General features: G+C 27.8%; 25 protein-coding genes. 13 read left to right on the top strand and 12 right to left on the bottom strand.

Annotation, left to right across the window (positions count from 1 at the left end; genetic code table 11):
* The first annotated feature begins 41 nt into the window (after positions 1-41).
* Both MHL31_RS05505 and MHL31_RS05500 read left to right on the top strand, forming a co-directional pair.
* On the top strand, positions 42-305 hold the full coding sequence (locus MHL31_RS05505; protein ID WP_240228077.1) for a DUF4834 domain-containing protein: 264 nt from the start codon (positions 42-44) through the stop codon (positions 303-305).
* An 85-nt stretch (positions 306-390) separates the two neighbouring features.
* A complete protein-coding gene (locus tag MHL31_RS05500; protein ID WP_240228076.1) occupies positions 391-2,820 on the top strand; it encodes a YfhO family protein in 2,430 nt (809 codons plus the stop codon).
* Between the two features lie 54 nt (positions 2,821-2,874).
* Here MHL31_RS05500 and MHL31_RS05495 read toward each other — a convergent pair whose 3' ends face one another.
* A complete protein-coding gene (locus MHL31_RS05495; protein ID WP_240228075.1) occupies positions 2,875-3,921 on the bottom strand; it encodes a glycosyltransferase in 1,047 nt (348 codons plus the stop codon).
* Between the two features lie 150 nt (positions 3,922-4,071).
* Between MHL31_RS05495 and MHL31_RS05490 the strand changes: the two genes are divergently transcribed.
* The 6 genes from MHL31_RS05490 to MHL31_RS05465 all read left to right on the top strand — a co-directional run bounded on the left by MHL31_RS05490 (position 4,072) and on the right by MHL31_RS05465 (position 10,355).
* Entirely contained in the window at positions 4,072-5,232 is a 1,161-nt protein-coding gene (locus MHL31_RS05490) for a polysaccharide pyruvyl transferase family protein (RefSeq protein ID WP_240228074.1), read from the top strand.
* Positions 5,229-6,491: a glycosyltransferase gene (locus tag MHL31_RS05485; RefSeq protein ID WP_240228073.1), complete on the top strand. Its 1,263-nt coding sequence runs from the start codon at positions 5,229-5,231 to the stop codon at positions 6,489-6,491. The genes MHL31_RS05490 and MHL31_RS05485 overlap by 4 nt, the downstream gene beginning before the upstream one ends.
* Before the next feature lie 85 nt (positions 6,492-6,576).
* On the top strand, positions 6,577-7,656 hold the full coding sequence (gene wecB, locus MHL31_RS05480; RefSeq protein WP_240228072.1) for a non-hydrolyzing UDP-N-acetylglucosamine 2-epimerase: 1,080 nt from the start codon (positions 6,577-6,579) through the stop codon (positions 7,654-7,656).
* Positions 7,657-7,659: 3 nt separating this feature from the next.
* Positions 7,660-9,111, top strand: a complete 1,452-nt coding sequence (locus MHL31_RS05475) for a lipopolysaccharide biosynthesis protein (RefSeq protein WP_240228071.1) — start codon at positions 7,660-7,662, stop codon at positions 9,109-9,111.
* Positions 9,112-9,213: 102 nt separating this feature from the next.
* The gene (locus MHL31_RS05470; protein WP_240228070.1) at positions 9,214-9,828 is read left to right on the top strand and encodes a lysine transporter LysE; all 615 of its coding nucleotides are present in this window, start codon (positions 9,214-9,216) and stop codon (positions 9,826-9,828) included.
* Positions 9,829-9,863: 35 nt separating this feature from the next.
* The gene (locus MHL31_RS05465) at positions 9,864-10,355 is read left to right on the top strand and encodes a DinB family protein (RefSeq protein WP_240228069.1); all 492 of its coding nucleotides are present in this window, start codon (positions 9,864-9,866) and stop codon (positions 10,353-10,355) included.
* On the opposite strand, the gene MHL31_RS05460 is transcribed toward MHL31_RS05465, so the two are convergent.
* The 8 genes from MHL31_RS05460 to MHL31_RS05425 all read right to left on the bottom strand — a co-directional run bounded on the left by MHL31_RS05460 (position 10,348) and on the right by MHL31_RS05425 (position 18,735).
* Complete coding sequence (locus tag MHL31_RS05460) at positions 10,348-11,403, bottom strand: D-alanine--D-alanine ligase (protein ID WP_240228068.1); 1,056 nt, start codon at positions 11,401-11,403, stop codon at positions 10,348-10,350. The two genes, MHL31_RS05465 and MHL31_RS05460, sit on opposite strands and share 8 nt — an antisense overlap.
* Entirely contained in the window at positions 11,404-11,628 is a 225-nt protein-coding gene (locus tag MHL31_RS05455; protein ID WP_240228067.1) for a DUF6095 family protein, read from the bottom strand. It abuts the gene before it with no gap.
* Between the two features lie 114 nt (positions 11,629-11,742).
* Positions 11,743-13,968: an NADP-dependent isocitrate dehydrogenase gene (locus MHL31_RS05450; protein ID WP_240228066.1), complete on the bottom strand. Its 2,226-nt coding sequence runs from the start codon at positions 13,966-13,968 to the stop codon at positions 11,743-11,745.
* A gap of 775 nt (positions 13,969-14,743) precedes the next feature.
* The gene (gene rplS / locus MHL31_RS05445) at positions 14,744-15,094 is read right to left on the bottom strand and encodes a 50S ribosomal protein L19 (protein WP_240228065.1); all 351 of its coding nucleotides are present in this window, start codon (positions 15,092-15,094) and stop codon (positions 14,744-14,746) included.
* 87 nt (positions 15,095-15,181) lie between these two features.
* A complete protein-coding gene (gene trmD / locus MHL31_RS05440) occupies positions 15,182-15,859 on the bottom strand; it encodes a tRNA (guanosine(37)-N1)-methyltransferase TrmD (RefSeq protein WP_240228064.1) in 678 nt (225 codons plus the stop codon).
* A gap of 54 nt (positions 15,860-15,913) precedes the next feature.
* Entirely contained in the window at positions 15,914-17,230 is a 1,317-nt protein-coding gene (locus MHL31_RS05435; protein ID WP_240228063.1) for a DEAD/DEAH box helicase, read from the bottom strand.
* A 123-nt stretch (positions 17,231-17,353) separates the two neighbouring features.
* Positions 17,354-18,244 carry a peptide chain release factor N(5)-glutamine methyltransferase gene (prmC, locus tag MHL31_RS05430; protein WP_240228062.1) on the bottom strand — a complete coding sequence of 297 codons (891 nt, stop codon included), beginning with the start codon at positions 18,242-18,244 and terminating at the stop codon, positions 17,354-17,356.
* Positions 18,244-18,735, bottom strand: coding sequence for a GNAT family N-acetyltransferase (locus tag MHL31_RS05425; protein WP_240228061.1), 492 nt, complete (start codon positions 18,733-18,735; stop codon positions 18,244-18,246). Before MHL31_RS05425 ends, prmC begins: the two co-directional genes overlap by 1 nt.
* Positions 18,736-18,757: 22 nt before the next feature.
* Between MHL31_RS05425 and ribD the strand changes: the two genes are divergently transcribed.
* Positions 18,758-19,807 (top strand): bifunctional diaminohydroxyphosphoribosylaminopyrimidine deaminase/5-amino-6-(5-phosphoribosylamino)uracil reductase RibD, encoded by a 1,050-nt coding sequence (gene ribD / locus MHL31_RS05420; protein ID WP_240228060.1) that lies wholly within the window; start codon positions 18,758-18,760, stop codon positions 19,805-19,807.
* Between the two features lie 139 nt (positions 19,808-19,946).
* On the opposite strand, the gene MHL31_RS05415 is transcribed toward ribD, so the two are convergent.
* Both MHL31_RS05415 and MHL31_RS05410 read right to left on the bottom strand, forming a co-directional pair.
* Entirely contained in the window at positions 19,947-20,663 is a 717-nt protein-coding gene (locus tag MHL31_RS05415) for a YebC/PmpR family DNA-binding transcriptional regulator (protein WP_240228059.1), read from the bottom strand.
* 58 nt (positions 20,664-20,721) lie between these two features.
* The gene (locus MHL31_RS05410) at positions 20,722-22,350 is read right to left on the bottom strand and encodes an acyl-CoA carboxylase subunit beta (protein ID WP_240228058.1); all 1,629 of its coding nucleotides are present in this window, start codon (positions 22,348-22,350) and stop codon (positions 20,722-20,724) included.
* A 132-nt stretch (positions 22,351-22,482) separates the two neighbouring features.
* Here MHL31_RS05410 and MHL31_RS05405 point away from each other — a divergent pair, with 132 nt between their 5' ends.
* Genes MHL31_RS05405 through MHL31_RS05390 form a run of 4 tightly spaced genes read left to right on the top strand, consistent with a single transcriptional unit; the run spans position 22,483 to position 24,540 of the window.
* Positions 22,483-22,839 (top strand): DoxX family protein, encoded by a 357-nt coding sequence (locus MHL31_RS05405; protein ID WP_240228057.1) that lies wholly within the window; start codon positions 22,483-22,485, stop codon positions 22,837-22,839.
* 13 nt (positions 22,840-22,852) lie between these two features.
* The gene (locus tag MHL31_RS05400; RefSeq protein WP_240228056.1) at positions 22,853-23,383 is read left to right on the top strand and encodes an NADPH-dependent FMN reductase; all 531 of its coding nucleotides are present in this window, start codon (positions 22,853-22,855) and stop codon (positions 23,381-23,383) included.
* A 1-nt stretch (position 23,384) separates the two neighbouring features.
* Entirely contained in the window at positions 23,385-23,843 is a 459-nt protein-coding gene (locus MHL31_RS05395) for a MarR family winged helix-turn-helix transcriptional regulator (RefSeq protein ID WP_240228055.1), read from the top strand.
* A complete protein-coding gene (locus tag MHL31_RS05390) occupies positions 23,824-24,540 on the top strand; it encodes a pirin family protein (RefSeq protein ID WP_240228054.1) in 717 nt (238 codons plus the stop codon). Before MHL31_RS05395 ends, MHL31_RS05390 begins: the two co-directional genes overlap by 20 nt.
* Before the next feature lie 8 nt (positions 24,541-24,548).
* Here the strand turns inward: MHL31_RS05390 and MHL31_RS05385 are convergent, their stop codons facing one another.
* Positions 24,549-26,489: an ATP-binding protein gene (locus MHL31_RS05385; protein ID WP_240228053.1), complete on the bottom strand. Its 1,941-nt coding sequence runs from the start codon at positions 26,487-26,489 to the stop codon at positions 24,549-24,551.
* Between the last annotated feature and the right edge of the window lie 77 nt (positions 26,490-26,566).

Genomic DNA, 26,566 nt, shown 5'->3' with positions numbered 1-26,566 from the left:
GCAAATTGTTATTTTTGAAAATTATATAAAAAATGAATTAAATGGGTATATTAAAAACTATAGCTATTATTGTTATTATTTATTATGTTCTCAAGTTTTTTAGTAGGTATATTGCGCCTATTTTCTTGAAAAAAGTAATTACTAATGTTGAAAAGAAATACAAAGAACAACAACAAAGTTACCAACAACAAGAAGAAGGTAAAGTTGGGGAAACTGTGATAGCTAAAAAACCAGCAGAACCGAAAGAAAGTAATAAAAATGTAGGTGATTATGTAGATTATGAAGAAGTTAAAGATGATAAATAGTTAATTCCTTTTAACTAAAACTTTAATTTTAATGGGGATTCTAGTGAAGAATTTCTTTCTAACCTAAAGATAAATAAAAATACAAATGAAATTTTCTCTAAATAAATTTGCACCATATTTAATTGCTATATCAGTTTTTATGGTAATTTCAATCGCCTATTTTTCTCCTGTTTTAGAAGGAAAAAAAATTCAGCAAAGCGATATAACTCAATTTAAAGGGTCTTCTAAAGAAATTGCAGATTTTAGAGCAGAAAATAATGCAGAACCTTATTGGACAAATGCAACATTTGGAGGGATGCCTGCTTATGTAGTAAGTGCATATTATTCGTACGATTTTATTAATAAATTAGATAATATAATCCGTTTTTTACCAAGACCAGCAGACTATTTATTTCTATATTTTTTAAGCTTTTTTATACTATTATTGGTTTTAAAAATAGATTGGAAACTAGCAATTATGGGAGCCTTAGGCTTTGGACTTTCTACTTATTTAGTTATAATTTTAGGAGTTGGACATAATGCAAAAGCACACGCAATAGCTTATTTTCCTTTAGTATTAGCCGGAATTTTATTGGTTTTTAATCGTAAATATTTACTTGGTTTTATTGTAACCGCTTTAGCAATGGCTTTAGAATTAAGTGCAAGTCATATTCAAATGACGTATTATTTATTGTTTTTAGTACTAATTTATGGGGTTGTTCAGTTGTTAGAATCTATTCAAAAAAAAGAAATACCTCACTTTATTAAAAGTATTGGAATTTTAGTAGTTGCTGTAATTTTAGCAGTTGGAACAAATGCAACGCATTTAATGGCAACAAGCGAATATTCTAAAGAAAGCACACGTGGTAAAAGTGAATTAACTATAAATACAGATGGTTCTTTAAAAGAAGTTACTGCTGGATTATCTAAAGATTATATAACTGAATATAGTTATGGAATTGCTGAAACTTTTAATCTTTTTATCCCAAGATTTATGGGAGGAACAAGTCATGAAGAGGTTGAAAATAGTGAGCTTCAAAGTTTTTTACAAAATGCAGTAAATAAAGGTTTAGATGTAAATGATGCTAATTATTTAATGCAAATATCTTCTATGTATTGGGGAGATCAACCAATTGTAGCTGCACCTGCTTATGTTGGAGCATTTTTTATTTTCTTATTTGTTTTGGCGTTGTTTTTAGTAAAAGGAAAATTTAAAAAATGGTTAGTTGCAGCAACTATATTTTCAATTTTATTAAGTTGGGGAAAGAATTTTTCAATTGTAACTGATTTCTTTATTAATTATGTGCCTTTATATAACAGGTTTAGAGCAGTTTCATCTATACAAGTAATTGCAGAATTAACCATACCATTATTAGCAATTTTAGGTGTTGCTAAATTGTTTTCTTCTGAAATTAAAACAGAAGTTAAATTACAAGCCTTAAAATATACAGCGTTAATAGTAGGTGGTTTGGCTTTAATTTTTACAGTTGGTGGTTCAGGTTTATTTTCTTTTGAAAGACCTATAGATCTTCAAATAGACGAGCAAATTGCTGGATATTTAGATGCAATTACGGCGGATAGAAGAACCTTGTTTTTTAACGATAGTTTACGTTCTTTGGTTATTGTTTTTATAGTTGCAAGTGTAATTTGGCTGTTTTTAAAGGAAAAAATAAATAAAAATATTGCTTTAATTGGCTTTGTTGTTATTCTTCTTTTTGACCTTGTAAATGTTGATAAAAGATATGTGAATAATGACTTTTTTGTTAGCGCTAGAAAAGTAGATAAACCATTTCAGGCTTCTGCAGTTGATAAGGAAATAATGAAAGATAAAAGCTACTATCGCGTTGCTAATTTTACAAAAAATATAATGGCAGATGGAACAACTTCTTATTTTCATAATTCAATAGGAGGGTACCATGCTGCAAAACCAAGACGTTATCAAGAACTGTACGATTTTCAAATTTCTAAAGGAAATGCAGAGGTTTTAAATATGATAAATACCAAATATATTATTGGTGCAGATGAAGCCGGAAAAGTTGGATACGAATTAAATAAAGGTGCTAATGGAAATGCCTGGTTTGTAAACACTATCTCTGTAGTAAATAATGCAAATGAAGAAATTAAAGCCTTGGATAGTTTAAATACAAAAATAACTGCAGTAATTGAATCTAAAGAACTCTCTAACGATTTTAAAACGCAATATCCAATAGATTCTTTAGCTGATATTCAATTAACTTCATACAAAGCAAATGAGTTAATTTATAATGTAAATACTACAAAAAATCAGTTTATAGTTTTTTCTGAAATGTATTATAAAAATGGTTGGAATGCCTATGTTAATGGTGAATTACAACCGCATTACAGAGTGAACTATGTGTTGCGCGGAATGGAAATTCCGGCAGGAAAGCATACTATAGAATTTAAATTTGAACCAACAGTAATTAAAACAGGAAATAGTATTACGTTGGCTTCTTATTTATTATTACTACTTATTCCGGTGGGCTGGTTTTTTATTGAAAAGCGAAAAAAAGAATAGTAGTTAGGTATAAAAAATAGTTTAAATCAGTATTGTTTATTTAACAACCAACAATTATAAAACGTGGTTTAGAAATTCATTTTCTCTTCTTTCTAAAGGAAAATTGGAACTTATTTGATTTCTAACATCGTTGGGTGTAAGCTTATTTTTCTGTAAGTTTAAAATTAATTGTTTCAGAGATTCTGTATTTTTTTGTTTTAAAACATACCCTTTTTTACCAATAATATCAGGAATTCCGGCTACGTTACTTCCAATTGGAATACAGCCACATAGCATAGCTTCACAAAGTGCATTTGGAAAACCTTCAAACATAGAGAGTTGAAAATAATATTGATGTTTGTTGTAAATTTCTAAAAGTTCTTCTTGCTTTACATTATCTATTAAATGTAAGTTTTTAGGGCAAGCTCCTTTTAAATATACTTTACCAACAATAGTAAAATAATAATCTGGAAATAAGTTAGCAGCTTTAACAATTAAGTCAATTCCTTTTCTGTAATGCCCAATTTCATCAACAGCAAAAGTAACAGATAAGAAAGAATTTTTGATTCTATCTAAATTTTTGTTTTGCCATTTAACCGTATCGTACCCATTTACCATTTCAATAATAGGGGTTTTAATAGTTGGGTTAAAAGAACGAATTCCTTGATCTGGAAATTCTACGTCCATATAACTGTAAAAACTTTTTTCTAAACTTTTATGAACAGGTAAAATTAATGAGGCATTTTTAAACGAAAAGTTTGTAAACCAACTTAATATTTTTTTAGTGTGTGCGCCGTAATTAATTTCGGGTAATTTTGCGCAATCTGTACCAATTGCAATAATTATAATTGGTTTTTTTGCAATCTTCCCGAAAATTACTGGAAAAAATGAAAGATAGCCTGATGATTGAATTACAATTGCTTTGTATTTGTGAAAGTTAAAAAGCAAAAAGAAAAATTGTTTGATAAAAGCATAAAACAAATAGATTTTTTTTGAAGTATTAAATTGATATAAATCTACCTGGTACTTTTTTTCTAAAATAGCAACATCTCTTTTTACAAAGGTGGCAAATAAAACATATAACATTAAAACGGATTCTTTTTCTTGTTTTTTTGTGTTCATTTAATGCTTTTTATGAATTATTCTTCTTTATAATTATAGGTTTATCTAGCTACGAATTTAATGAAAAGTTATAAATTAGCAATCGAGATTTTGAGTTTGTTTTTTTACTAAATAAAATGAATTTCAAACAAAACAAGCTACTAAAACTACATGGTAAAACATAAAAAAACAGATTCAATAAAATTGTTAATAAACAATGTTGTTCCTTTAAATAATGGAGATGTTGCGTTGTTTTATGCCTTGTATAAAAAATTGGAGAATGCAGGTTTTCAAGTTAAAATTGCTACGTATTATTATAAACAAGCAAAAGAATTATATCCAAATTTACCGTTTGTAGAGGAAATTGGTCAGCATAAAATATTTATGAAGTTACCTTTTCTAAAACCTTTGTTACTTCCTTTGTTATTTTTATTTTCAAAACATTACAGAGAAGCAGATGTGCTAGTTGGAACTCCAGGTGGATATATTAATTCTAATTATAATATAAAAAATAGTCTGTCAATCTATAAAATTGCAAAATATTTTGGTAAAAAATCTCTAATTTATTCGCAATCGGTTGGACCTTTAAATCAAAAAGATGCCTTGTTTTTTCAAAAATTAATGGATACATCTATTTCGTATATATTTGTTAGAGATCAGTTTTCGTTTAATATTTTAACAAATTTAAATATCTCAAAACAGAAATTTAAGTTGACTAAGGATGCTGCATTTTTACTTGATTTTAAAGAGCAGGCATCTGTAAATTTAAAGAAAGTTGGTGTTTCAGTTAGGGAATGGAATTACGACGGTAGAAATAGAAGCGATTATATAAAAATGATTAGTACATTTATAAAAGAATGTATAGATAGAGGATATACAATTGAATTTATTTCAACCTGTCAAGGGCTAGCTAATTATAAAGATGATGCTAAATTAGCACAAGAAATTTACGATAATTTAGATATAACATTACAGGATAAAACCACAGTGTTAGCAGATTATTTTAAGTTTGAAGATTTTTATAAAAAAATAGAAGAGTACGATTTTGTAATTGGTACAAGATTACATATGTGTATAACGTCTTTAACTAAAAATATTCCAGCTTTTAATATTAGTTATGAAGTAAAAGGTAAAGAATGTTATAATTATTTAGAACTTTCGGAATATTCTATTGATTATAATGAAGGCAGTGAAAAAGCAATGCAATCGTTTACTAATTTTATTACAAATACAGATGGAATTAGAGCGCATTTAAAAAATATAATGCCTAAAATAAATAAAGAATCTAATGCGGATTTTAATTTTTTTAAGCAAAAAATAACAGAATTTTGAAAGTTTTAATAATTACATATTATTGGCCACCAGCAGGTGGTTCTGGAGTACAACGATGGTTAAAATTTGTAAAATATTTTAGAGATTTTGACGTAGAACCAATTGTTTATACGGTTGAAAATCCAAAATATCCAATTTTAGATGAAAGTTTACAAAGTGATGTTCCTAAAAATATAGAGGTATTAAAACAACCAATTTTTGAACCTAATAGTATATTGTCTTTTTTTGGAAAAAAGAAGTCTGAAAGTGCAGGTTTTTTAAATCAGAAACCAACTTTTTTTGGTAGAATTTTGCAGTATATTAGAGCTAATTATTTTATACCGGATGCAAGAAAATTTTGGATAAAACCATCTGTAAAATATTTAAAAAAATACATTTCAACACATAAAGTTGACGCAATAATTACTACAGGTCCGCCACATAGTATGCATTTAATTGGGTTAAAATTAAAACAGCAATTAGGTGTGAAATGGATTGCAGATTTTAGAGATCCTTGGACAGAAATAGATTATTTTCATCAATTACCATTAACTAAAAAAGCAATAAATAAACATCATTTTTTAGAGCAAGAAGTATTGTTAAATGCAGATAAAGTACTGGTTGTTGGTAATACAATGAACAAAAATTATGCAAAATTTAGTAATAATGTTGTTACCATAACAAATGGTTTTGATGGGGAGGTATTAACTTCAGAAAATAATTTAGATTCAAAATTTACAATTACACATATTGGTTTAATGAATGCCGATAGAAACCCAAAAATGTTATGGGATGTATTGGCTGAAATTATATCGGAAAATACAGATTTTAAAAACGATTTTATATTAAAATTAATTGGAAAAGTAGATCCTTCGGTTGTAGAAGTAATAGCTAATAAAAAGCTTCAAAATAATATAGAAATTGTGAGTTATGTATCGCACAATAAAGTGCTTGAATATCAAAAAAAATCACAAGTATTATTATTACTATTAAATAATGTGCCAAGTGCAAAAGGAATTATAACTGGAAAAATATTTGAATATTTAATGGTAAATCGTCCAATTTTGGCAATTGCACCAGTAGATGGTGATTTGGCTGAAATTTTAAACGAAACAAATGCAGGTGTTGTAGTTGATTTTGAAGATAGAACTAAATTAAAAAATTCCATTTTAGAATTGTATTCAAAATATAAAGAGCACAATTTGAGTGTTAATTCAAAAAATATTGAAAAATTTCATAGACGAGAATTAACAAAACAAGTAGCTGAATTGTTAAAATAGCTTGTTTAAAAAATAATTTAATTGATTTTCTGTAAAGTTAACGTCTAATTAGAAGTGAGCAGAATTCAAAAAGAAAACACAAAGAATGAAAAAAATAGTTACAATTTTAGGAGCTAGACCTCAGTTTGTAAAAGCAGCAGTATTGAGTCGTGTAATTTCTAAGCATCATGAAATAGAAGAAGTTATAGTGCACACAGGGCAACATTACGATGCAAATATGAGCAACATTTTTTTTGATGAAATGGATATTCCTAAACCAAAATATAATTTAGCTATAAACGGATTGAGCCACGGAGCAATGACAGGGCAGATGCTTATTAAAATTGAGGAAGTTTTAAAGGATGAAAAACCAGATTTAGTAGTTGTTTATGGTGATACAAATTCAACTTTAGCAGGAGCTTTAGCTGCTACAAAAATGGATATAAAAGTGGCGCACGTTGAGGCAGGTTTACGGTCTTTTAATATGACAATGCCAGAAGAAATAAATCGAATTTTAACCGATAGAATTTCGAATATATTATTGTGTCCTACTGATACTGCAATTGAAAATTTACAAAACGAAGGTTTTGATAATTTACCTCCAAAAGTTGTGAAAAGTGGTGATATTATGAAGGATGCGGTAGAATTTTATAGTGAGTTTTCATCTAATAAATCATCAATAATTAAAAATCTTAAACTTCAAACAAATGAATTTGTATTGGCTACAATTCATAGGCAAGAAAACACAGATAATATTGAGAGTTTAAAATCTATTTTTCAAGGATTAGAGGAAATAAATAAACTAAAAAAAGTTGTAATTCCGTTACATCCAAGAACAAAAGCTATTTTAAAAAATAATAATTTAAAATTTAATATAACTTTTATAGATCCTATAGGATATTTTGATATGCTAGAGTTACTTAAAAACTGTAATTTGGTAGTAACAGATAGTGGAGGACTTCAAAAAGAGGCATTTTTTAATAAAAAACATTGTATTATTGCGCGTGAAGAAACCGAATGGGTAGAATTAGTTACAAATAATTTTGCAAAAATTGTGGGTAGTAATTCAGTAAAAATGGTAGATGCTTTTAACTATTTTCAGAATTCGAAAGCAGATTTTACAATTAATTTGTATGGCGCCAATGTTGGTGAAAATATTTATAATGAATTATTAAAATTGTTATAAATTATGGGTATTGTATTAAAACAGTCGTTTACAAATACATTAATTCTCTTTTTAGGTTTTGCTATTGGAGGTATTAATGTACTGTTTTTATATATACATTTTTTACATGAAGATTATTTTGGCTTAATTACATTTTTACTATCGGCTGCTAATATTATTTTGCCTTTGTTGGTTTTTGGAATGCAGCATACAATTATAAAATATTACACTTCTTATAAAACTAAAATTGAGAAGGATGGTTTTTTAATTGCGACTTTAATTTTACCATTAATTGTAATTATTCCTCTTGCTTTAATTGGCACTTTTTTTTATCAATCTATTGCAAACTGGTTGTCTTCAGAAAATACTTTAATTAAAGATTATACCTATTTAATTTTTATAACAGCCATTTTTATGGGTTATTTTGAAGTGTTTTATTCTTGGACTAAGGTTCAATTTAATTCAGTTTTTGGTAATTTTATTAAAGAAATATTTACGCGTATTTGTACCTCATTTTTATTGATTGCAGTTTATTTTAATTGGTTAACTAACGAGCAATTTATTTATGCAGTTGTAATAGTTTATGGTCTTAGAACTCTTATAATGAAACTGTACGCAATGTATATTTATATGCCAAAATTGGTGTTTAAAATACCAGCTAATTTAAAAGAATTACTTTCATTTTCATTGTATATAATTATTGCGGGATCTGCTTCAGGTATTTTATTAGAAATTGATAAATTTATGATTCCACAAATTGAAAAAATTGCTGAAGTAGCATATTATTCTGTTGGAATTTATATTGCAAGTGTAGTTGCAATTCCTACACGTGCCATGCAACAAATTACAAATCCTATTACGGCAAAAGAAATGAATTCTAATAATATAGTAGAGGTAGAGAAGCTGTATAAACAAAGCTCTATAAATTTATTAATTGTTGGAGGTTTGTTGTTTTTATTAATTAATTTAAATATTACAGAAATATATGAAATAATTAATAAACCTCAGTACACAAAAGGTATTTGGATTGTTTTAATTGTATCAATTGCCAAAATTATGGAATTGGCATTAGGAACTGGAAATGCAATTTTGGTGAATTCTAAATATTATAAAATATTCTTTTATTTATCATTAGCAATGGCAATAAGTGTAGTTGTTTTAAACCGTTGGTTAATCAGCTTAATAGGAATAAATGGTGCTGCTTTAGCTACTTTAATTGTGGTTTTAGTGTATGGTGTTATTAAAATTATGTTTATAAAATCTAAATTAAACATTCAGCCTTTTAGTAGAAATACCATAAAAGTTTTAGTTATAATTGCAGCTGTTTATTTTATTATTGATTTTTGGGATTTTGGTTTAAATCCAATATTGAATATACTTTTTAAAGGTATTTTAATCACTACTGTTTTTTTAGTAATAATTAAAAGATTAAATATTTCAGAAGATTTAAATAAGTTGTTTGCTAAGTATTTTTAATTATTGAAAGATTCTACAATTAATTTCTCTGTAATTTTTGTTGCAATTTAAATCCATTTTAAATTAATATATTCGCTTTTTAATAAAATCTAATACCTTTTTATGGATTATTTTTATCATATTTTATACGGAACATTTATGGCTTATTTTGGTTTAATTTCACCAGGAATGTTAAATATGACAGCACTTAAAATAAGAATTAATACCGGAAAATATGAAAGTGTAAAATTTGCCATTGGAGCCTCAATTGTGGTTTTTTTACAAGCGAGTATTGCATTGTATTTTGCGGATTATTTTTTAAATAATCCAGCGATAATTACAACATTAAAAAAAATAGCAATTTTTGTATTTTGTGGACTTTCAATATTCTTTTTTTTCTTATCAAAAAAAGAGTTAAATCCTAAACAAACTAAAACAAACGGTAATTTTCTTATAAAAGGAATGGGATTATCGGCAATTAATATGCTAGCAATTCCTTTTTATTTGGGTTTAAGTATTTATTTAACTTCTATAGATAAATTAATAATAGAGCAACCTTATATTATGTTGTTTGTTTTTGGAGCTGGCTTGGGGTCGTTTTTAATTTTTTATACATATATAGTATTTGCCAATTTTATTATTAAAAAAGTTAGTTTTATAGCTAGAAATATAAACTTAATATTAAGTTTGCTTTTTTTAGTTTTGGCAATTTATACATTGATAAAGATTTTAAACTAAAATATTTTATATTTACAACCATAAATAATATACATATGATTGAAGCTATTGAGAAAAATTTACAAAGAGGTATTCAACTTTTACAAAATATTTCTGATGAAGATTATCGAAATGCTTCTATAGCTCCATATTATTCAAGTATTGGAACACATACACGTCATATTTTAGATGTTTTTGATTGTATTTTTGAAGGTTTACCTGTTGATGAAATTAATTTAGTTAACAGAAAACGAAACAATTTAGCTGAAAATTTTACCGAAAATGGTATTGATTATTTTAATACAATACTTAAAAAATTAAAACAGTTAGATCAATCTGAATTTGATAGAATAGTAAAAGTAAAAGACGATTTAGGTTTAGGTATAGTTACTGCAAATTATACCTTAGGTAGTATTTTAATTCAAGCTCATAGCCACGCAATTCATCATTTTGCAAGTTTAGGATATGTAATATTTCAGTTAGGAATAGAATTGCCAGATGAAGATTTTGGATTCAATCCAACTACTCCAAAATCTAAATCTAATTAGCGGCTAATTTTTCAACTGTTTTTAAATATTTCTTATATTTAAAATATACATTCATTAAATATTTTAAATTGGTAAACTTACCATTGTTTAATTGTTTGTTTTTAACACCAATTTTGTAGATAATTTTCCAATGTTCTTTTATAGATTTTAGGGCTTTGTAATAGGTTCCTTTTGAAGCGTCGTAAATATGGGTAGGTTCTGCAATTACACCGTTAATTTCCAAAATTTTTAAATTTTTCCCTTCTAATAATTCTTCAAAATTATTGAATTTCACATCAATTCGGCCATAATACCAGCCTTTAATATTCGAGTTAATAGTGTCTAAAGTTTTTTCTAGTTTTTTGGTTATTAAATGATTACCGTTTATAAATTCAGTTCCTTTAGAATGATTACCAATAACGGTTAAAATTATTTTTTCACCTTTTTTAGGAATAGATTTAAGCTTATCTGTATTTAATGCTAGTACCAGATCTAGATAGTTAGTTGCTCTTTCATTATTTTTTATAAGCGTTGAAAGGTTTGATGAGCCATCTCCAGTTACAGTTAAAAATTTCTTTAAAGTTATTGAAGTAATTTTTCCCTTAGCTTCATTTGGAATTCTATGATAAAAAATACCACATTCATTTTTATAGCTGATAAATTCTTGGATAATTAAATTTATAGTATTGTATTTTTTAAGATAATTTTGAAGCTCAATTTCAGTGTTTATTTTTTTTACAAGCAATCCTCTAAATCCAATATCGGGTTTTATAATTAAAGGAAATTCAATATTTTTTTGTTTTAAATTGTTTAAAATTTCTTCTAACTTTTGATTTTTAGCAACAAAAACACTTTTTGGTTTATAAATATCTGGAACTAATTCTATAGTTTTAAATTTAGATTCTAATCCATTTCCAGAACCTTCAATGCTTGGGTTTACAGCTGAAAAAAAACCAAAACTTCTCGATTTTAAAGCTAAGTAAAAAGCGTAGGGTACTACAGGAACATAAAATAAGTAGGATGGCCAATATTCCCATTGTAAACTTTTTTTAAAGTTGTGAACCTTCATTTATTTAGAATTAAATAATGCATTTAAAATAATTTTAATTCCCATAAATCCAATAATTATTGCTGCAATAGCAAATATTATACCTACAATTAGCCAAATATAATTGTTTTGGTGTTTTATAGCTTTAAAACCCATGGTTATTAATACTGGGGAAATTAAAAGTAGTGGAAGGGCAGCAGCTTCATATTTTAAGCCTCTTACAAGTTGGTTTTTATCTGTTCCCATAAAAAATTAAAATTAAAAGAGGTTTTCTAAACGAAAATAGTGCGTATAGAAAACCTCTTGAGTAATGATTATAGTAATGAAATAGAATAAAAATCTTTGTGAATTTTTATTCTATTATATAGTATCTATAATTTTATTAAAAGTTTTACTTGGTCGCATTGCATTAATGGTCAAAGTTTCATTTGGCTCATAATAACCACCAATATTAACTTCTTTTCCTTGTGCATTTACAAGTTCAGAAACTATTGAAGCTTCATTTGTTTTTAATTCTTCAGCAACTTTTGTAAATAATTCTTTTAAAGTAGCATCTTCATTTTGAGCAGCCAATTCTTCGGCCCAATACATTGCTAAATAAAATTGACTACCTCTAGTGTCTAATTCTCCAACTTTTCGAGAAGGTGATTTTTTATTATCTAAAAATTTATCAGTAGCATCATCTAAAGTTTTACCTAAAATAAGTGCTTTTTTGTTGTTTGTAGTTTCTCCTAAGTGCTCTAAAGATACAGCTAAAGCTAAAAATTCACCTAAAGAATCCCATCTTAAATGACCTTCTTCATTAAATTGTTGAACGTGTTTTGGAGCAGAACCACCAGCACCAGTTTCAAACATACCACCACCATTCATTAATGGAACAATAGATAACATTTTAGCACTAGTACCAACTTCTAAAATTGGGAATAAATCTGTTAAGAAATCACGTAAAACATTTCCTGTAACAGAAATTGTATCTAAACCAGCTTTTAGTCTTTTTAAAGTAAACAATGTAGCTTCATAAGGAGGCAAAATTTGAATATCTAATCCAGTTGTATCGTAATTTGGTAAATATGTATTTACTTTTTCTATTATTTGTGCATCATGTGCTCTGTTTTTATCTAACCAAAATATTGCAGGAGTATTTGTAGCTTTTGCTCTATTTACAGCTAATTTAATCCAATCTTGAACAGGAGCATCTTTAACCTGACACATTCTCCAAATATCTCCAGCTTCAACAGTGTGCTCCATTAATAATGTACCTTCAGCATCTACTACACGAACAGTTCCGTTAGATTTAATTTCAAATGTTTTATCGTGAGAACCATATTCTTCAGCTTTTTGAGCCATCAATCCTACATTTGGAACAGTTCCCATTGTTGTTGGGTCAAAGGCTCCATTTTCTTTACAAAAGTTTATAGTTGCGTCGTATATACTTGCATAACTACTATCTGGAATTACAGCTTTTGTGTCTTGTTGTTTTCCTTCTGCATTCCACATTTGACCAGAAGTACGAATCATAGCAGGCATAGAAGCATCAATAATAACATCACTTGGTACATGTAGGTTAGTAATTCCTTTATCAGAATTTACCATGGCAAGGCTTGGACCATTTTCAAAACATGCTTTTATATCTGCTTCAATAGTGTTTTTTTCGTTTTCAGGTAATTTTTGGATTTTTGCTAATAAATCTCCAAATCCATTATTTACGTCAACTCCAATTTTATCTAAAATAGCGCTATGTTTTGTAAAAACATCTTTAAAAAATACTTTTACAGCATGGCCAAAAATAATTGGATCAGAAACCTTCATCATAGTTGCTTTCATATGTAAAGAAAACAATACATTTTTATTTTTAGCATCTTTAATTTGAGCATCTAAAAACTCTAAAAGAGCTTTTTTACTCATTACTGTACCGTCAATTATTTCACCTTTTAATAGTGCAAGGTTTTCTTTTAAAATGGTAGTATTTCCATTAGTATCAACATGTTCAATGTTTATAGAAGTAGCATCTTTTAAGGTTATAGATTTTTCATTAGATCTAAAATCTCCGTGATCCATTGTTGCAACATGAGTTTTAGAATTTGAGTCCCAGGCACCCATAGAATGTGGGTTCTTTTTAGCATAATTTTTAACTGCTTTTGGAGCTCTTCTGTCTGAATTTCCTTCTCGTAAAACAGGATTTACAGCAGAACCTTTCACTTTATTAAAACGTTCTCTTATGCTTTTTTCTTCATCAGTTTTAGGTTCTTCAGGGTAATTTGGTATTGTGTATCCTAAAGACTGTAACTCTTTAATAGCAGCTTTTAATTGTGGTACAGAAGCCGATATATTAGGTAGTTTTATAATATTTGCTTCAGGTTTTTTGGCTAATTCACCCAATTCACCTAAAGCATCATTAACTTGTTGTTCAGGTTTTAAGTAATCTGGAAATACAGCTAAGATTCTACTTGCTAAAGAGATATCTTTTGTCTCAATTTCAACATTTGAAGGTTTTACAAAAGCCTTTACAATTGGTAGAAAAGAATAGGTTGCTAAAGCAGGAGCTTCATCTGTTTTAGTATAAAAAATTTTAGATGTATTAGTCATAGTATAAATGTTTTTTTATATTATAATTATTAATTTTATGTTGATTGATCTAGTTGTAGATTATTTTACATTTGTAATGTAGCAAATGTACTAAATATTGATTTAAAACACGCTTCGAAAACGTTATAAATAAGGTGTTAATTTTGAATTTTGCTTAAAAATAAGAGGTTATTTTTTAAAGAATACTAATCTTAAAAAATAACAAAAGCCATAATATTGATTATTCAATATTATGGCTTTTTGCTGAAACACTTTTTTTAATAAAGTTTTTAAATGATATTCTCTACTTCATTTACTAGTTTATTTTCAAAACTAACATAATTAATATTATCATTTAAGTTGTGTTTGTAACCCAACTCATTATTAAAACAGTTGTTTCTTTTAAAATAATACCTAAAACTTTGTTGTAATTTTTTTAAAAACTACTTGCTTCAAAATATTATTTTAAAAACGTTTTTAAAACCTTGTTCCAGTTATTAATGCTAAATACCTTGGCCCATTACTTTTTTAAAGTTAGATTTTAAAAACTATGTTCAAGAACATCTCGAATTTCACGCTAAAATAAATTTTCTAAACTTTAAAAAGTTACAACTTAATGTTATTTAGTTTTATTTTGTTGTTTAATTCTATTGTAAATTAAGCACCTAATTTTTAATTTTCCAAATTTATAATTGTTTTAATATCAACAATATATAAACTTAGGTTATTAACATTTGTTAATAACAAAAAAACCGTTTCAAGATTGAAACGGGTTTGTAATTTTATAGAAATAAGACTAACGTCTTTTTTCTGCGATTCTAGCTTTTTTACCAGTTAAACCTCTAAAGTAGAAAATACGTGCTCTACGAACTCTACCATGTTTGTTAACTTCAATTTTTTGAATTGCAGGTAAATTAATTGGGAATATACGTTCTACACCAACAGTACCAGACATTTTTCTGATTGTAAATGTTTCTGAAGCTCCAGTTCCTCTTCTTTGGATTACTGTTCCTTTAAAAAACTGTGTACGAGTTTTTTGTCCTTCTTTAATTTCGTAATAAACTGTGATAGAATCTCCTGCTTGGAATTGAGGATATTCTTTCTTTTCTACAAATTCGTCTTGTATAAATTTTACTAAAGTTTCCATTTTAAACTTTTTAATAGTTTTTCATAAATCAACATTCACGATTTTCGTCAGAGGTTAATTTTGAGTGTGCAAATTTAATCAAAAATATTAGTCTTCCAACAAATCTGGTCTAATTTTTTTTGTATGTTCAAAAGCTTTTTCATTTCGCCATTCTTCAATTTTTGGAAAATTACCAGATAATAGTATTTCCGGAACTTTAAGTCCTTTATATTCAGAAGGTCTAGTATATACTGGAGGGGAAAGTAAATCGTCTTGAAATGAGTCTGTTAAAGCTGAAGTTTCATCTCCTAAAACACCTGGAATTAATCGAATTATACTGTCGCATAAAACCGCAGCACCTAATTCACCGCCACTTAAAACATAATCTCCAATAGATATTTCTTTTGTAATATGTAAATCTCTAACACGTTGATCTACACCTTTATAATGTCCACATAAAATAATCATGTTTTTGTTTAAAGACAAGGTGTTTGCAGTTTGTTGATTTAAAGTTGGAGCATCGGGTGTCATATAAATAATTTCATCATAATTGCGTGCTGCTTTTAATTCTGAAATACATTTATCTATAGGTTCAATCATTAAAACCATACCCGCACCTCCTCCAAATTGATAATCATCTATTTTTCCGTAGCTATTTAATGCATAGGTTCTTAAATCGTGAAAGTGTACTTCGGCCAAGTTTTTATCGATAGCACGTTTTATAATTGAATATTCAAACGGGCTTTTAATTAATTCTGGTGAAACTGTTATAATATCAATTCGCATATTGCAAAAGTACTATTTAAGTTTATAACTTTAAATGTTGAAAATTGAATTTTCTTATTTTAAAATACTAATTCTAACTTTTTTCTTTTTAAGTCTACTGTTATTTAAGTTGTTTACTAAGGAGTTTAAGTTTGTACTTGAAACCGCAACATAGGCACAGTCTTGTTTTAATTCTATTATTCCAAGTGCTTCTTTTTTAATATTTCCTTGTTTAAAGAATAAACCAGCAATGTCTCCTTTTGAAATTTTATCTTTTCTACCACCTGAAATATGGAGTGTTTTCCAAGTGTTTGTTTTTAATTTATTTGTTGAACTATGAATGTTAATTTTTTCATCATTTTTAATAAAAACAGGTAATTCTTCGTTCTCATATTTTAATATATACGCAGTTCCATTACTGTGCATACGTGCAGTTCTTCCATTTCGGTGAATAAATTCATCGGGTCTTGATGGCAATTCATAATGAATAATAAAATTTAATTCGGGAATATCGATACCTCTAGCAGCTAAATCTGTAGCGATTAATATTTTATGTGTTCCATTTCTAAATTTAATCAATGCACGTTCTCTGTCTTGTTGTTCTAAATCTCCTGAAAAACAGCCGTGTGTAATATTTTTTTCATTTAAAAAATCGCTTACAGTTTGTATACTATCTTTTAAATTACAAAATATAATTCCATTACCTTCTCCAATATAAGCTATCAATTTTACTAAAGAACCAAGTTTGTTTTGTGTAGGAGCATTAACTGTTTGAAGTTTTAATTTTTGAGTTTTTTCACCTAAATAGCTTAATTTTTTTGGAGCTTTAAGTCCCACAAATGAAGGAATTTTAACTTTTTGAGTAGCAGAAGTCAATACTTTTTTTGAAACCTTATTCAAAGTTTCGATAATAAATTTCATATCTTCTTCAAAGCCAACCTCTAAAGATTTATCAAACTCATCTAAAACTAAGGTTTTTATGGCTGAAATCTCAAAAACTTCTCTATCTAAATGATCAGCAATTCTACCAGGTGTACCAATTAATATTGCAGGCGGATGTTTAATTTCTACTCGATCTTTAGAACCTGATCTTCCTCCATAAACGGCATTGGCTTTGTAGCCACTTCCCATTTCTCTAATAACCTGTTCAATTTGTATGGCAAGTTCTCTAGATGGCACAAGAATTAAAGTTTGTATATTTTTTGTAGTAGGGTTTAGAGCTTCAATAATTGGTAGCAAGAACGCTAATGTTTTTCCTGTACCAGTAGGGGATAAGAGTATAATTTCTGAATTTGAAGAAATAGCTTCGTGAGCTGCTTCTTGCATTGGATTTAAAGCTGTAATTCCTAGTTTTGAAAGAATTTCAGCTTTATTTTTAAAGTTTTCTAACATTTTGCAAAGGTACTTGATTTTTTAGTAGAAAAGTTTAGCTGTTAGAAAGATTAAAATATTTAGTAGTTACATGTGTTTGTTTAATAGGGTAAAAGCAGTGTTAACATTTAATTTATAATGAATTTAACAACCAGCTTTAATCATTCTATCTTCTCCAAACATGTCTTTTTTAAGTTCGGGATTTTTAAATTTTTTTGAAGTTAATAATTCCATTGTTTCTTTTCCTAGATATTGATTTATTTCAAAATATAAATTTCCATCTTTTAAAAGATGATTTTTAGCTAAATCAGCAATTTTATTATAAAACAATAAAGGATTGTTATTTGTAACAAACAAAGCTAAATGTGGTTCGTGTTCTAAAACATTAGTTTGCATATGTGTTTTTTCTAATTCTCGAACATATGGAGGATTACTTACAATAATATCGAATTTATCTAGCGTTGAATTTTCCGTTTGGTTTGCTGTACTAACAAAAATATCTTTTAAGGAATCTATTTTTAAAATATCAGCTTCAATAAAATGGATATTTACATTGTTGTTTTTTGCGTTTATTTTTGCTGTTTTTAAAGCTTCAGCAGAAACGTCAAGCGCATAAACTGTAGCATTTGGTAAATTTTTAGCCAATGAAATTGGAATACAGCCACTTCCAGTTCCAATATCTAATATTTTTATTTGTTTATTTTTTGAAGTAGAAGAGATGATCCAATTTACCAATTCTTCGGTTTCAGGTCTTGGAATTAATACATTGTGATTAACTTCAAAAGGCAATCCGTAAAATTCAGTTTTACCTATTATATATTGTATTGGAATTTGTTTTTCTAAATCGTCAGTAGCTTTTTGTAAATACTCTAAATCTGCTTTACAAATTTCAAAATCTGGATGCAGTGCGACTTCAATTCTAGATAAGTTTAATTTAAAATCAATCAATAGGTTAAAAAAAGATTGAATTTCAGTTGAAGGGTAAAGTGTGTTGAGTTTATTAAAAAACGCTGTTTTAAATTGTTGTATATACATTATAAATTTTTAAGCATCCATAAGTTACATGAGTAGTGTCCCGTATCTCCCATAGGAGCATCTAAATCTTTAAAACCAGTTTTTCTATATAGTTTACGGGCTCCTTCCATATAAGGTAAAGTTTCTAAATAGCAACTCTCAAAACCAAATTCTTTTGCTTTTTGTAGGCAAATATCCATCATTTTACTTCCTAAACCAATACCTCGAGCTTCTGGTTTAAAGTACATTTTTTGCAATTCGCATATATTTCCTTTATAATTATCGAGTTTTTTTATGCCAGCTCCTCCAAATATTTCGCCATTTTTTTCAATAACAAAGTATATTGATTTTTTATTGGTGTAATTTTCAGAAAGCGTATCTAATGCAGTATCTGCATATGCTGTTCCTACTTTTGGGGCACCAAATTCAATTAAAATGCTTCTAATTGCTTTTGCAATTTTAGGATTATCTTCAGCAATAATTTCTCTAATTATAAAGTTATTAAGAGTCATTTTATTGTATTATTTTTACGCTGTGAAATTACATGAAAAATATATAAAACGTTGCATTCAATTAGCTAAAAATGGTTTTGGAACTACTTATCCAAATCCAATGGTTGGAAGTGTAATTGTTTTAAACGACGTTATTATTGGAGAAGGTTGGCATAAAAAGGCAGGAGAACCACATGCCGAAGTACACGCAATTAATTCTGTTAAAGATAAATCGCTTTTAAAAAATGCTACAATCTATGTTAGTTTAGAACCTTGTTCGCATTTTGGTAAAACACCGCCTTGTGCAAATTTAATTGTAGCAAATGGTATTAAAAACGTTGTTATTGGAATAGTAGATTCTAATAGTAAAGTGTGTGGGAGAGGAGTTCAGTATTTAAAAAATAATGGTTGTAATGTAATAGTTGGTGTTTTAGAAGATGAATGTTATAAATTAAATAAACGTTTTTTTACATTTCATACTAAAAAAAGACCTTTTATAATTCTGAAATGGGCAGTAACTAAAGACGGTTTTATAGATAAATTAAGAGATGATACTTCCGAAATTTCTCCAAATTGGATTTCAAATACTTATTCTCAGCAATACGTACATAAAATGAGAGCTGAAGAACAAGCTATTTTGGTGGGTACAACAACGGCTTTAAATGACAATCCTACTTTAAATGTAAGAACATGGACAGGAAATAATCCTGTTAGAATTGTTATTGATAGAATTTTGAAAATACCCAAAGATTACAATATATTGAATGATGGAATTAAAACCATTGTTTTATCTGAAGTAAAACCTGTTAGTATTTCTTATAAAAATGTAACTTTTGAACACATTAATTTCAATAAAAATGTTCCAGAACAAATTTGTGAAATTTTATATAGGTATGAAATTCAATCTTTAATAATTGAAGGAGGAAAACAAACATTACAAAGTTTTATAGATGCTAATTTATGGGATGAAGCTTTTATTTTTGAAGGAAAAACTACCTTTGGAAAAGGCTTAGAAGCTCCAAAATTAAATGCAAAACTTATTGAATCTAAAAAGTTTTTAGATGATGTTTTAAGTATAGTTACACCAATATAAAGAGTAATAATTTAAAAGCGGTTATATTAATGTGAATTTTAATTTTTATAAAATGCTATTCAACAGTAATTTAACTATGCTTTTAAAATATGTAATTCGTTAATAAAAAGATTTATTTCCTTCTATAATTTAGGTAAAATTACATTTCCATAGAATGATATACGTTTTGTACATCGTCATCTTCTTCTAGGCGTTCTAATAATTTTTCAACATCTGCTTGTTGATCTTCAGGTAATTTTACAGTTGTTGTAGGAATACGTTCAAAACCAGAAGAAAGTATTTCTAAGTTGTTTTCTTCTAAATATTTTTGAATAGCACCAAATTGTTCAAATGGAGCATAGATTAAAATTCCATCTTCATCTTCAAAAACTTCTTCAACTTCAAAATCTATTAATTCTAATTCAAACTCTTCCAGATCCATTTGTAAATCTTCGGTTTTTACTCTAAAGTTACAAGTGTGATCGAACATAAAAACTACGGAGCCCGAAGTACCCATATTTCCGTCGCATTTACTAAAAGCAGCTCTTACGTTTGCAACAGTTCTATTGTTATTATCTGTTGCTGTTTCAACAACTACAGCAATACCATGTGGAGCATAACCTTCAAATAGAACTTCTTTATAATCTGCAGTGTCTTTTTCACTTGCTTTTTTAATAGCACGTTCTACATTGTCTTTAGGCATATTTGCTGCCTTTGCATTTTGAATTACAGCTCTTAAACGTGCATTGGTATCGGGGTTTGGACCACCTTCTTTAACAGCCATAACAATATCTTTACCAATTCTAGTAAAGGTTTTTGCCATAGCAGACCAACGTTTCATTTTACGTGCTTTTCTAAATTCAAAGGCTCTTCCCATAATTTCTTAAAATTTTTGTGATGCAAATGTAATTATTACCTATTGTTTTTACAATAATTTAAACCTGAATTATCCCTAAATTAAATTGTTTTTCAATAGGAGCGTGGTTTGCAGCTTCAATACCCATACTTATCCACTTTCTAGTATCAAGTGGATTTATAACTCCATCTGTCCATAAACGAGCCGCAGCATAATATGGAGATGTTTGTGCGTCGTATTTTTGTTGAATAGATTTTAGAATTTCTTGCTCTTTTTGTTTGGTAATTTTTTCTCCTTGTTTTTTTAATGAAGCTTTTTCTATTTGTAACAATACCTTTGCTGCTTGTGATCCACCCATTACGGCTAATCTAGCTGATGGCCAAGCTACAATTAGGCGTGGATCGTAAGCTTTACCACACATTGCATAATTACCTGCACCATAAGAATTACCAATAATTATTGTGAATTTTGGTACAACAGAATTGCTGACAGCATTTACCATTTTTGCACCATCTTTAATAATGCCACCGTGTTCACTTTTACTACCAACCATAAATCCTGTAACATCTTGTAAAAACACTAGTGGTATTTTTTTCTGATTACAATTTGCAATAAAACGTGTAGCTTTATCTGCAGAATCTGAATAAATAACACCTCCAAATTGCATTTCTTTTTTACCGTTTTTTACAATTTTACGCTGATTAGCAATTATACCAACAGCCCAGCCATTAATTCGTGCATAGGCACATACAATAGTTTTTCCGTAGTCTTTTTTGTATTCTTCAAATTCAGAATTATCTACAATACGTTCTATAATTGCTCTTATTTCGTATTGATCAGTTCTTGTTTTTGGTAAAATTCCGAAAATATCTTCAGGATTTTCAATAGGAGGTTTAGCTTTAATTCTATTAAAACCAGCTTTGTTATAATCTCCAATTTTATCTACAATATTTCTAATTTTGTCTAAAGCATCTTTATCATCACTAGCTTTATAATCTGTAACTCCACTAATTTCACAATGCGTAGTTGCACCTCCTAAGGTTTCATTATCTATACTTTCTCCTATAGCTGCTTTTACTAAATAACTTCCAGCTAAAAATATACTAGCAGTTTTATCTACAATCATAGCTTCATCGCTCATAATTGGTAAATATGCTCCACCTGCAACACAGCTTCCCATTATTGCAGAAATTTGAGTAATTCCCATACTGCTCATTACTGCATTATTTCTAAAAATTCTACCAAAGTGTTCTTTATCTGGGAAAATTTCATCTTGCATTGGTAAATAAACACCAGCACTGTCAACTAAATAAATAATAGGAATTTTATTTTCAATAGAAATTTCTTGAGCACGTAAATTCTTTTTTCCAGTTATAGGAAACCAAGCTCCTGCTTTTACGGTTGCATCATTTGCTACTACAATGCATTGTTTACCTTTTATATATCCAATTTTAACTACAACTCCACCAGAAGGACAGCCGCCGTGCTCTGTGTACATTTCATCACCAACTAATGCTCCAATTTCTATGCTGTCAGATTTTTTATCAAATAAATAATCGATTCGTTCTCTTGCAGTTAATTTACCCTTGGCTTTATGTTTTTCAATTTTTTCTTTTCCACCACCTTTATAAACTTTTAGCAATTTCTTTTTTAATTCTGATAATTGAAGTTTGTTGTAATCTTCATTTACATTGAATTTAATATCCATTTGTTTCAGCTATTTTATAGTTGCTAAAGTACAAAATGAATGTTAAACTTTATAAAATAATTACCCGATCATTATTTACCTAGGTAAATAAAATATATTTTATGTATATTTGCAACATAAAAACTTAAAATTATGAAAACAAACAAAATTATTTATTGGTTAAGTACAGGATTATTAAGTGCTTTATTATTAATGTCTGCAGGAATGTACATATTTAATAATGCAGAAGTTTCAAAAATGTTTATAGGTTTTGGTTATCCTGTGTATATCATTTACCCTTTAGCTGTAGCTAAAATTTTAGCAGTTGGTGTATTGGTAACTCAAAAACAATCAAAAATTAAAGAATGGACATATTCGGCTTTATTTTTTGAATTTATATTAGCTTTTTTTGCACATGTAATGATTAAAGATGGAGAACAAATGGCTGCAATAATAGCAATTGTGTTATTAGTTGTTTCTTATGTTTTTGGTAGAAAGTTATTTAAATAAATTCAATTTAATTATGAAAAGAATTCTTACAATTGGAGCTAGTACAAGTAAAAAGTCGATAAATAAAATTCTTGCAGAATATACAGGTAGTTTATTGACTGATGTTGAAGTGATAAATATTGATTTAAATAACTATAGTATGCCTATTTTTTCGGTTGATTTAGAATCTGAAAAAGGTTTTCCAGAAGGTGCAATTAATTTAAATTATGAAATTGAAAAATCTGATGGATTTATAATTTCTTTTGCCGAGCATAATGGAGCGTATACGGCAGCTTTTAAAAATGCATTTGATTGGCTATCAAGAATAAATGGTAAAGTGTGGAGAGATAAACCAATGCTTTTATTGGCAACATCACCAGGAGCTCGAGGAGGGCAAACAGTTTTAGAACTTGCCGTTAAAAGGTTTCCATTTAATGGAGGTGAAATTATAGGGAATATGTCAGTTCCATCCTTTTTTGATAATTTTAAAGAGGGAGTGTTAGTTGACCAACATTTAAAGTTAAACCTTTTAAGATTAGTAGAAAATTTTCAAAAATCGGTTTAAGATGACAGAATTTTCTAAAGAAATAAACTCAACATTTCCTAATGAAAAAATTAAGGCGCTGCTAAATATAAAGTTTACAGCAAACTATTTTGATACATTGGGAAATGAACAGTTAAAACCTTTTAAAATTTCTGAACAGCAATACAACATACTTAGAATTTTAAGAGGAGCAAAAAAAGCAATTACAGTAAAAACTGTAAAAGAACGTATGGTGCAAAAATCGCCAAATTCTACTCGTTTAATGGATAAATTATGTGATAAAAAATTGATTGAACGTGAACGCTGCGAACATGATAGACGGGTAGTTTATGTAAAAATAACCGAAAAGGGATTGGATTTATTGTCGAAAGTTAAAATGGAAAGTTTAGATAATTATTTCAATAATCTTTCTGAAGATGAGGCAAGAATTTTAAATACTCTTTTAGATAAGTTTAGAACAAATGATAGCAAAAATATATAAATCAAATGATAGAGGAATCGCAGATTATGGTTGGTTAAAAGCAAATTACTCTTTTAGTTTTTCAAATTATTTTAATACTGAAAAGATGAATTTTGGCGCTTTACGAGTGTTAAATGATGATTTTATTCAAGGAGGAATGGGGTTTGGAACGCATCCACATGAAAATATGGAAATTATTTCTATACCCTTAAAAGGAGCCTTAAAACACAGAGATTCTATGTCTAATAAATGGATTTCGTTAGAAGAAGGTGAAGTTCAGGTAATGTCTGCAGGTACTGGTATAGAACATTCAGAAATGAATAATCATCCAACGGAGGAAGTAAATTTATTTCAAATATGGATTATTCCAAATAAACAAAACGTAACGCCTAGCTACAACCAAAAAAAGTTTAATGCATTAGAGCGAAAAAATAAATTACAAGTATTGGTGTCTTCAATAGAACATAGTGTTGAAGGTGCTTTAACCATACATCAGAATGCACAAGTTTCGAGAATTAATTTAAGCGAAAATTTAGCATTTAAGTATCAATTAAAATCTAAAAATAATGGTGTTTACATTATGGTTGTTGAAGGAGAAGTACTTGTAGACAATAAAATTTTAAATAAAAGAGATGCGCTAGGAGTTTATAATACTGATGTAATTAATTTAAAAGCAAACTTTAGTTCAGACATTTTATTTATTGAAGTACCAATGTAAAACTAAAATTACTCCGTAGGTAGTAAAATTGAAAATTTACTACCTACACCAATTTTACTTTCAATAGTAATTTTACCGCCTTGTTTTTCAATAAACTCCTTACATAATAATAAACCTAATCCAGATCCTTTTTCATTTTCTGTTCCAGGATTAGATTGGGTTTTTTCTATTTTAAAAAGGTCATCTATTTTTTCTGATGAAATTCCAATACCTGTATCAGTAATATTTAGTTGAAAGTATTGTTTTTGATTGTAATTAATTATTTCAGAACTAATTTCAACTTTTTTATTTCGTTCTGTAAATTTTAAAGCATTTGAAATTAAATTACGTATTATAATTGAGGTTAAATCTGGATCTCCAATAACATTGGCATTTTCAGGATTTATTGTATTTATAAAGGTTATCTCTTTTAAGTTCGCTTGGTTTTCTAATTGTGAAAAGAGTTCTTTATTGTGTGTTATAATGTTGAATTTTATTTTTTTAGCAATTATTTTTTTTGATTGAGACATAGACCAATTTAAGAGGTCTTCTAATAAATTATATAAATGATCAGATGATTTTTGAATGGTTTTAAGCATTGTTTTTTGCTTATTAATATCCATTGTGTCAAAACGGTCTACTAATAAATTAATTAAAGATTTTTGTGTGCCTGCAGGGTTTTTAAGATCGTGTGCAATTATAGAAAAAAATTGGTCCTTTATTTTATTTAAAGTTTTAAGTTCTTCTTCTTTTGATTTATTATCCGTAATATCATAAGCATTCAGAATTACAGTGTCTGGTGTTTTATAGGTGACTCTAGCAGAAAACCACATTTTTTTATTATTAATAACTAATGGATACTCGAGTACTACTAATTCTTTACTTTTAATACATTTTGTAATAGCATTTTTAAATAACTTGGCCATTTCGGGTTCAAAAATTGTACTTACATTTTTACCGATTAAATCTTTTTGCGGTTTATATAGTAAATCTTTATTGCTGTAATTTACAGTTAAATAATCTCCATCTTTATTAAATTCAACAATTAAACTATCGATAGATTTAAAAATGGCAACCATTTTTCGTTCATTTTGTTTAATCTTTAATAGTGTTTTGGAAATAAACCAAATTAAAATACTAATAATAAAGGTGCTAATAAATAAAATGTATAAAATTGTTTTATCTTGATCAAGATACGAATTCCATCCATTAACTGGAGTGGCAGCTAAAACCCAATTTCCTATAGGCAAATTAACAGCAATAGATATAGGGTCGTTTTCAAAAATAGATGCATCTCCCCAAAAAACAGGCCCATTTTTACCAGTTCCATCAGTTCCTCTTAAAGCAAATTTAAATCCGTTTTCTTCTAAATTTATATTTGCTTCTTTAATTAAGTTTTCTTTTTTTATAACAATGTCTGTAATTCCCCAAAATGAATTATTATTAAGTTTATCAAATATGGGAGTGTAACTTATAAATGCAGTACCACCTTCAATTAATTCAACTGGTCCAGCAATAAAGGTTAATTCAGTTTTAATGGTTTTTTCAACAATTTCTTTTCTTTCAGGATGAGCTAATAAGTTTAAGCCTATGGCAGATTCGTGTCCTTCATATGGATAAATAGCATTTAAAATACAATTTTTAGACAAAGCCATAGTACTAATTACAGAGTCTTGTTTTATGTATTCCTTAGCAAGTTCAGAAAATTCATTGTTAGATATTGAAGGGTTTAAGCTTACGTATGCGGCTACACCACGTGTATAATAGATTCTGGAATATAGAGCTTTTTCTAAATTGGATTTTTTACTGGCTAATAAATCCATTAAGTTAGAGCGTTCATCTTTTTCCCATTGCCCTTTTGTATAATTAGAATAATTGTAAATGGCGATTGATAAAATTATAAAAACACATAAAGAGTATAGTATTGGAATTATTTTTTTTATAAAATTTTTATACGTTTTATGTTTCATTTACAACTTATTAATAATTTATAGTTTTATAAAACGGCTAAAATAAAAAAAATATCTTTTAAGAAGTACATAATGTG

It is taken from the genome of Lutibacter sp. A80, from assembly GCF_022429645.1.
GTDB lineage: Bacteria > Bacteroidota > Bacteroidia > Flavobacteriales > Flavobacteriaceae > Lutibacter.
Note: the sequence above shows the minus strand (reverse complement) of the source record. Positions and strands in the feature narration are given on the sequence as shown.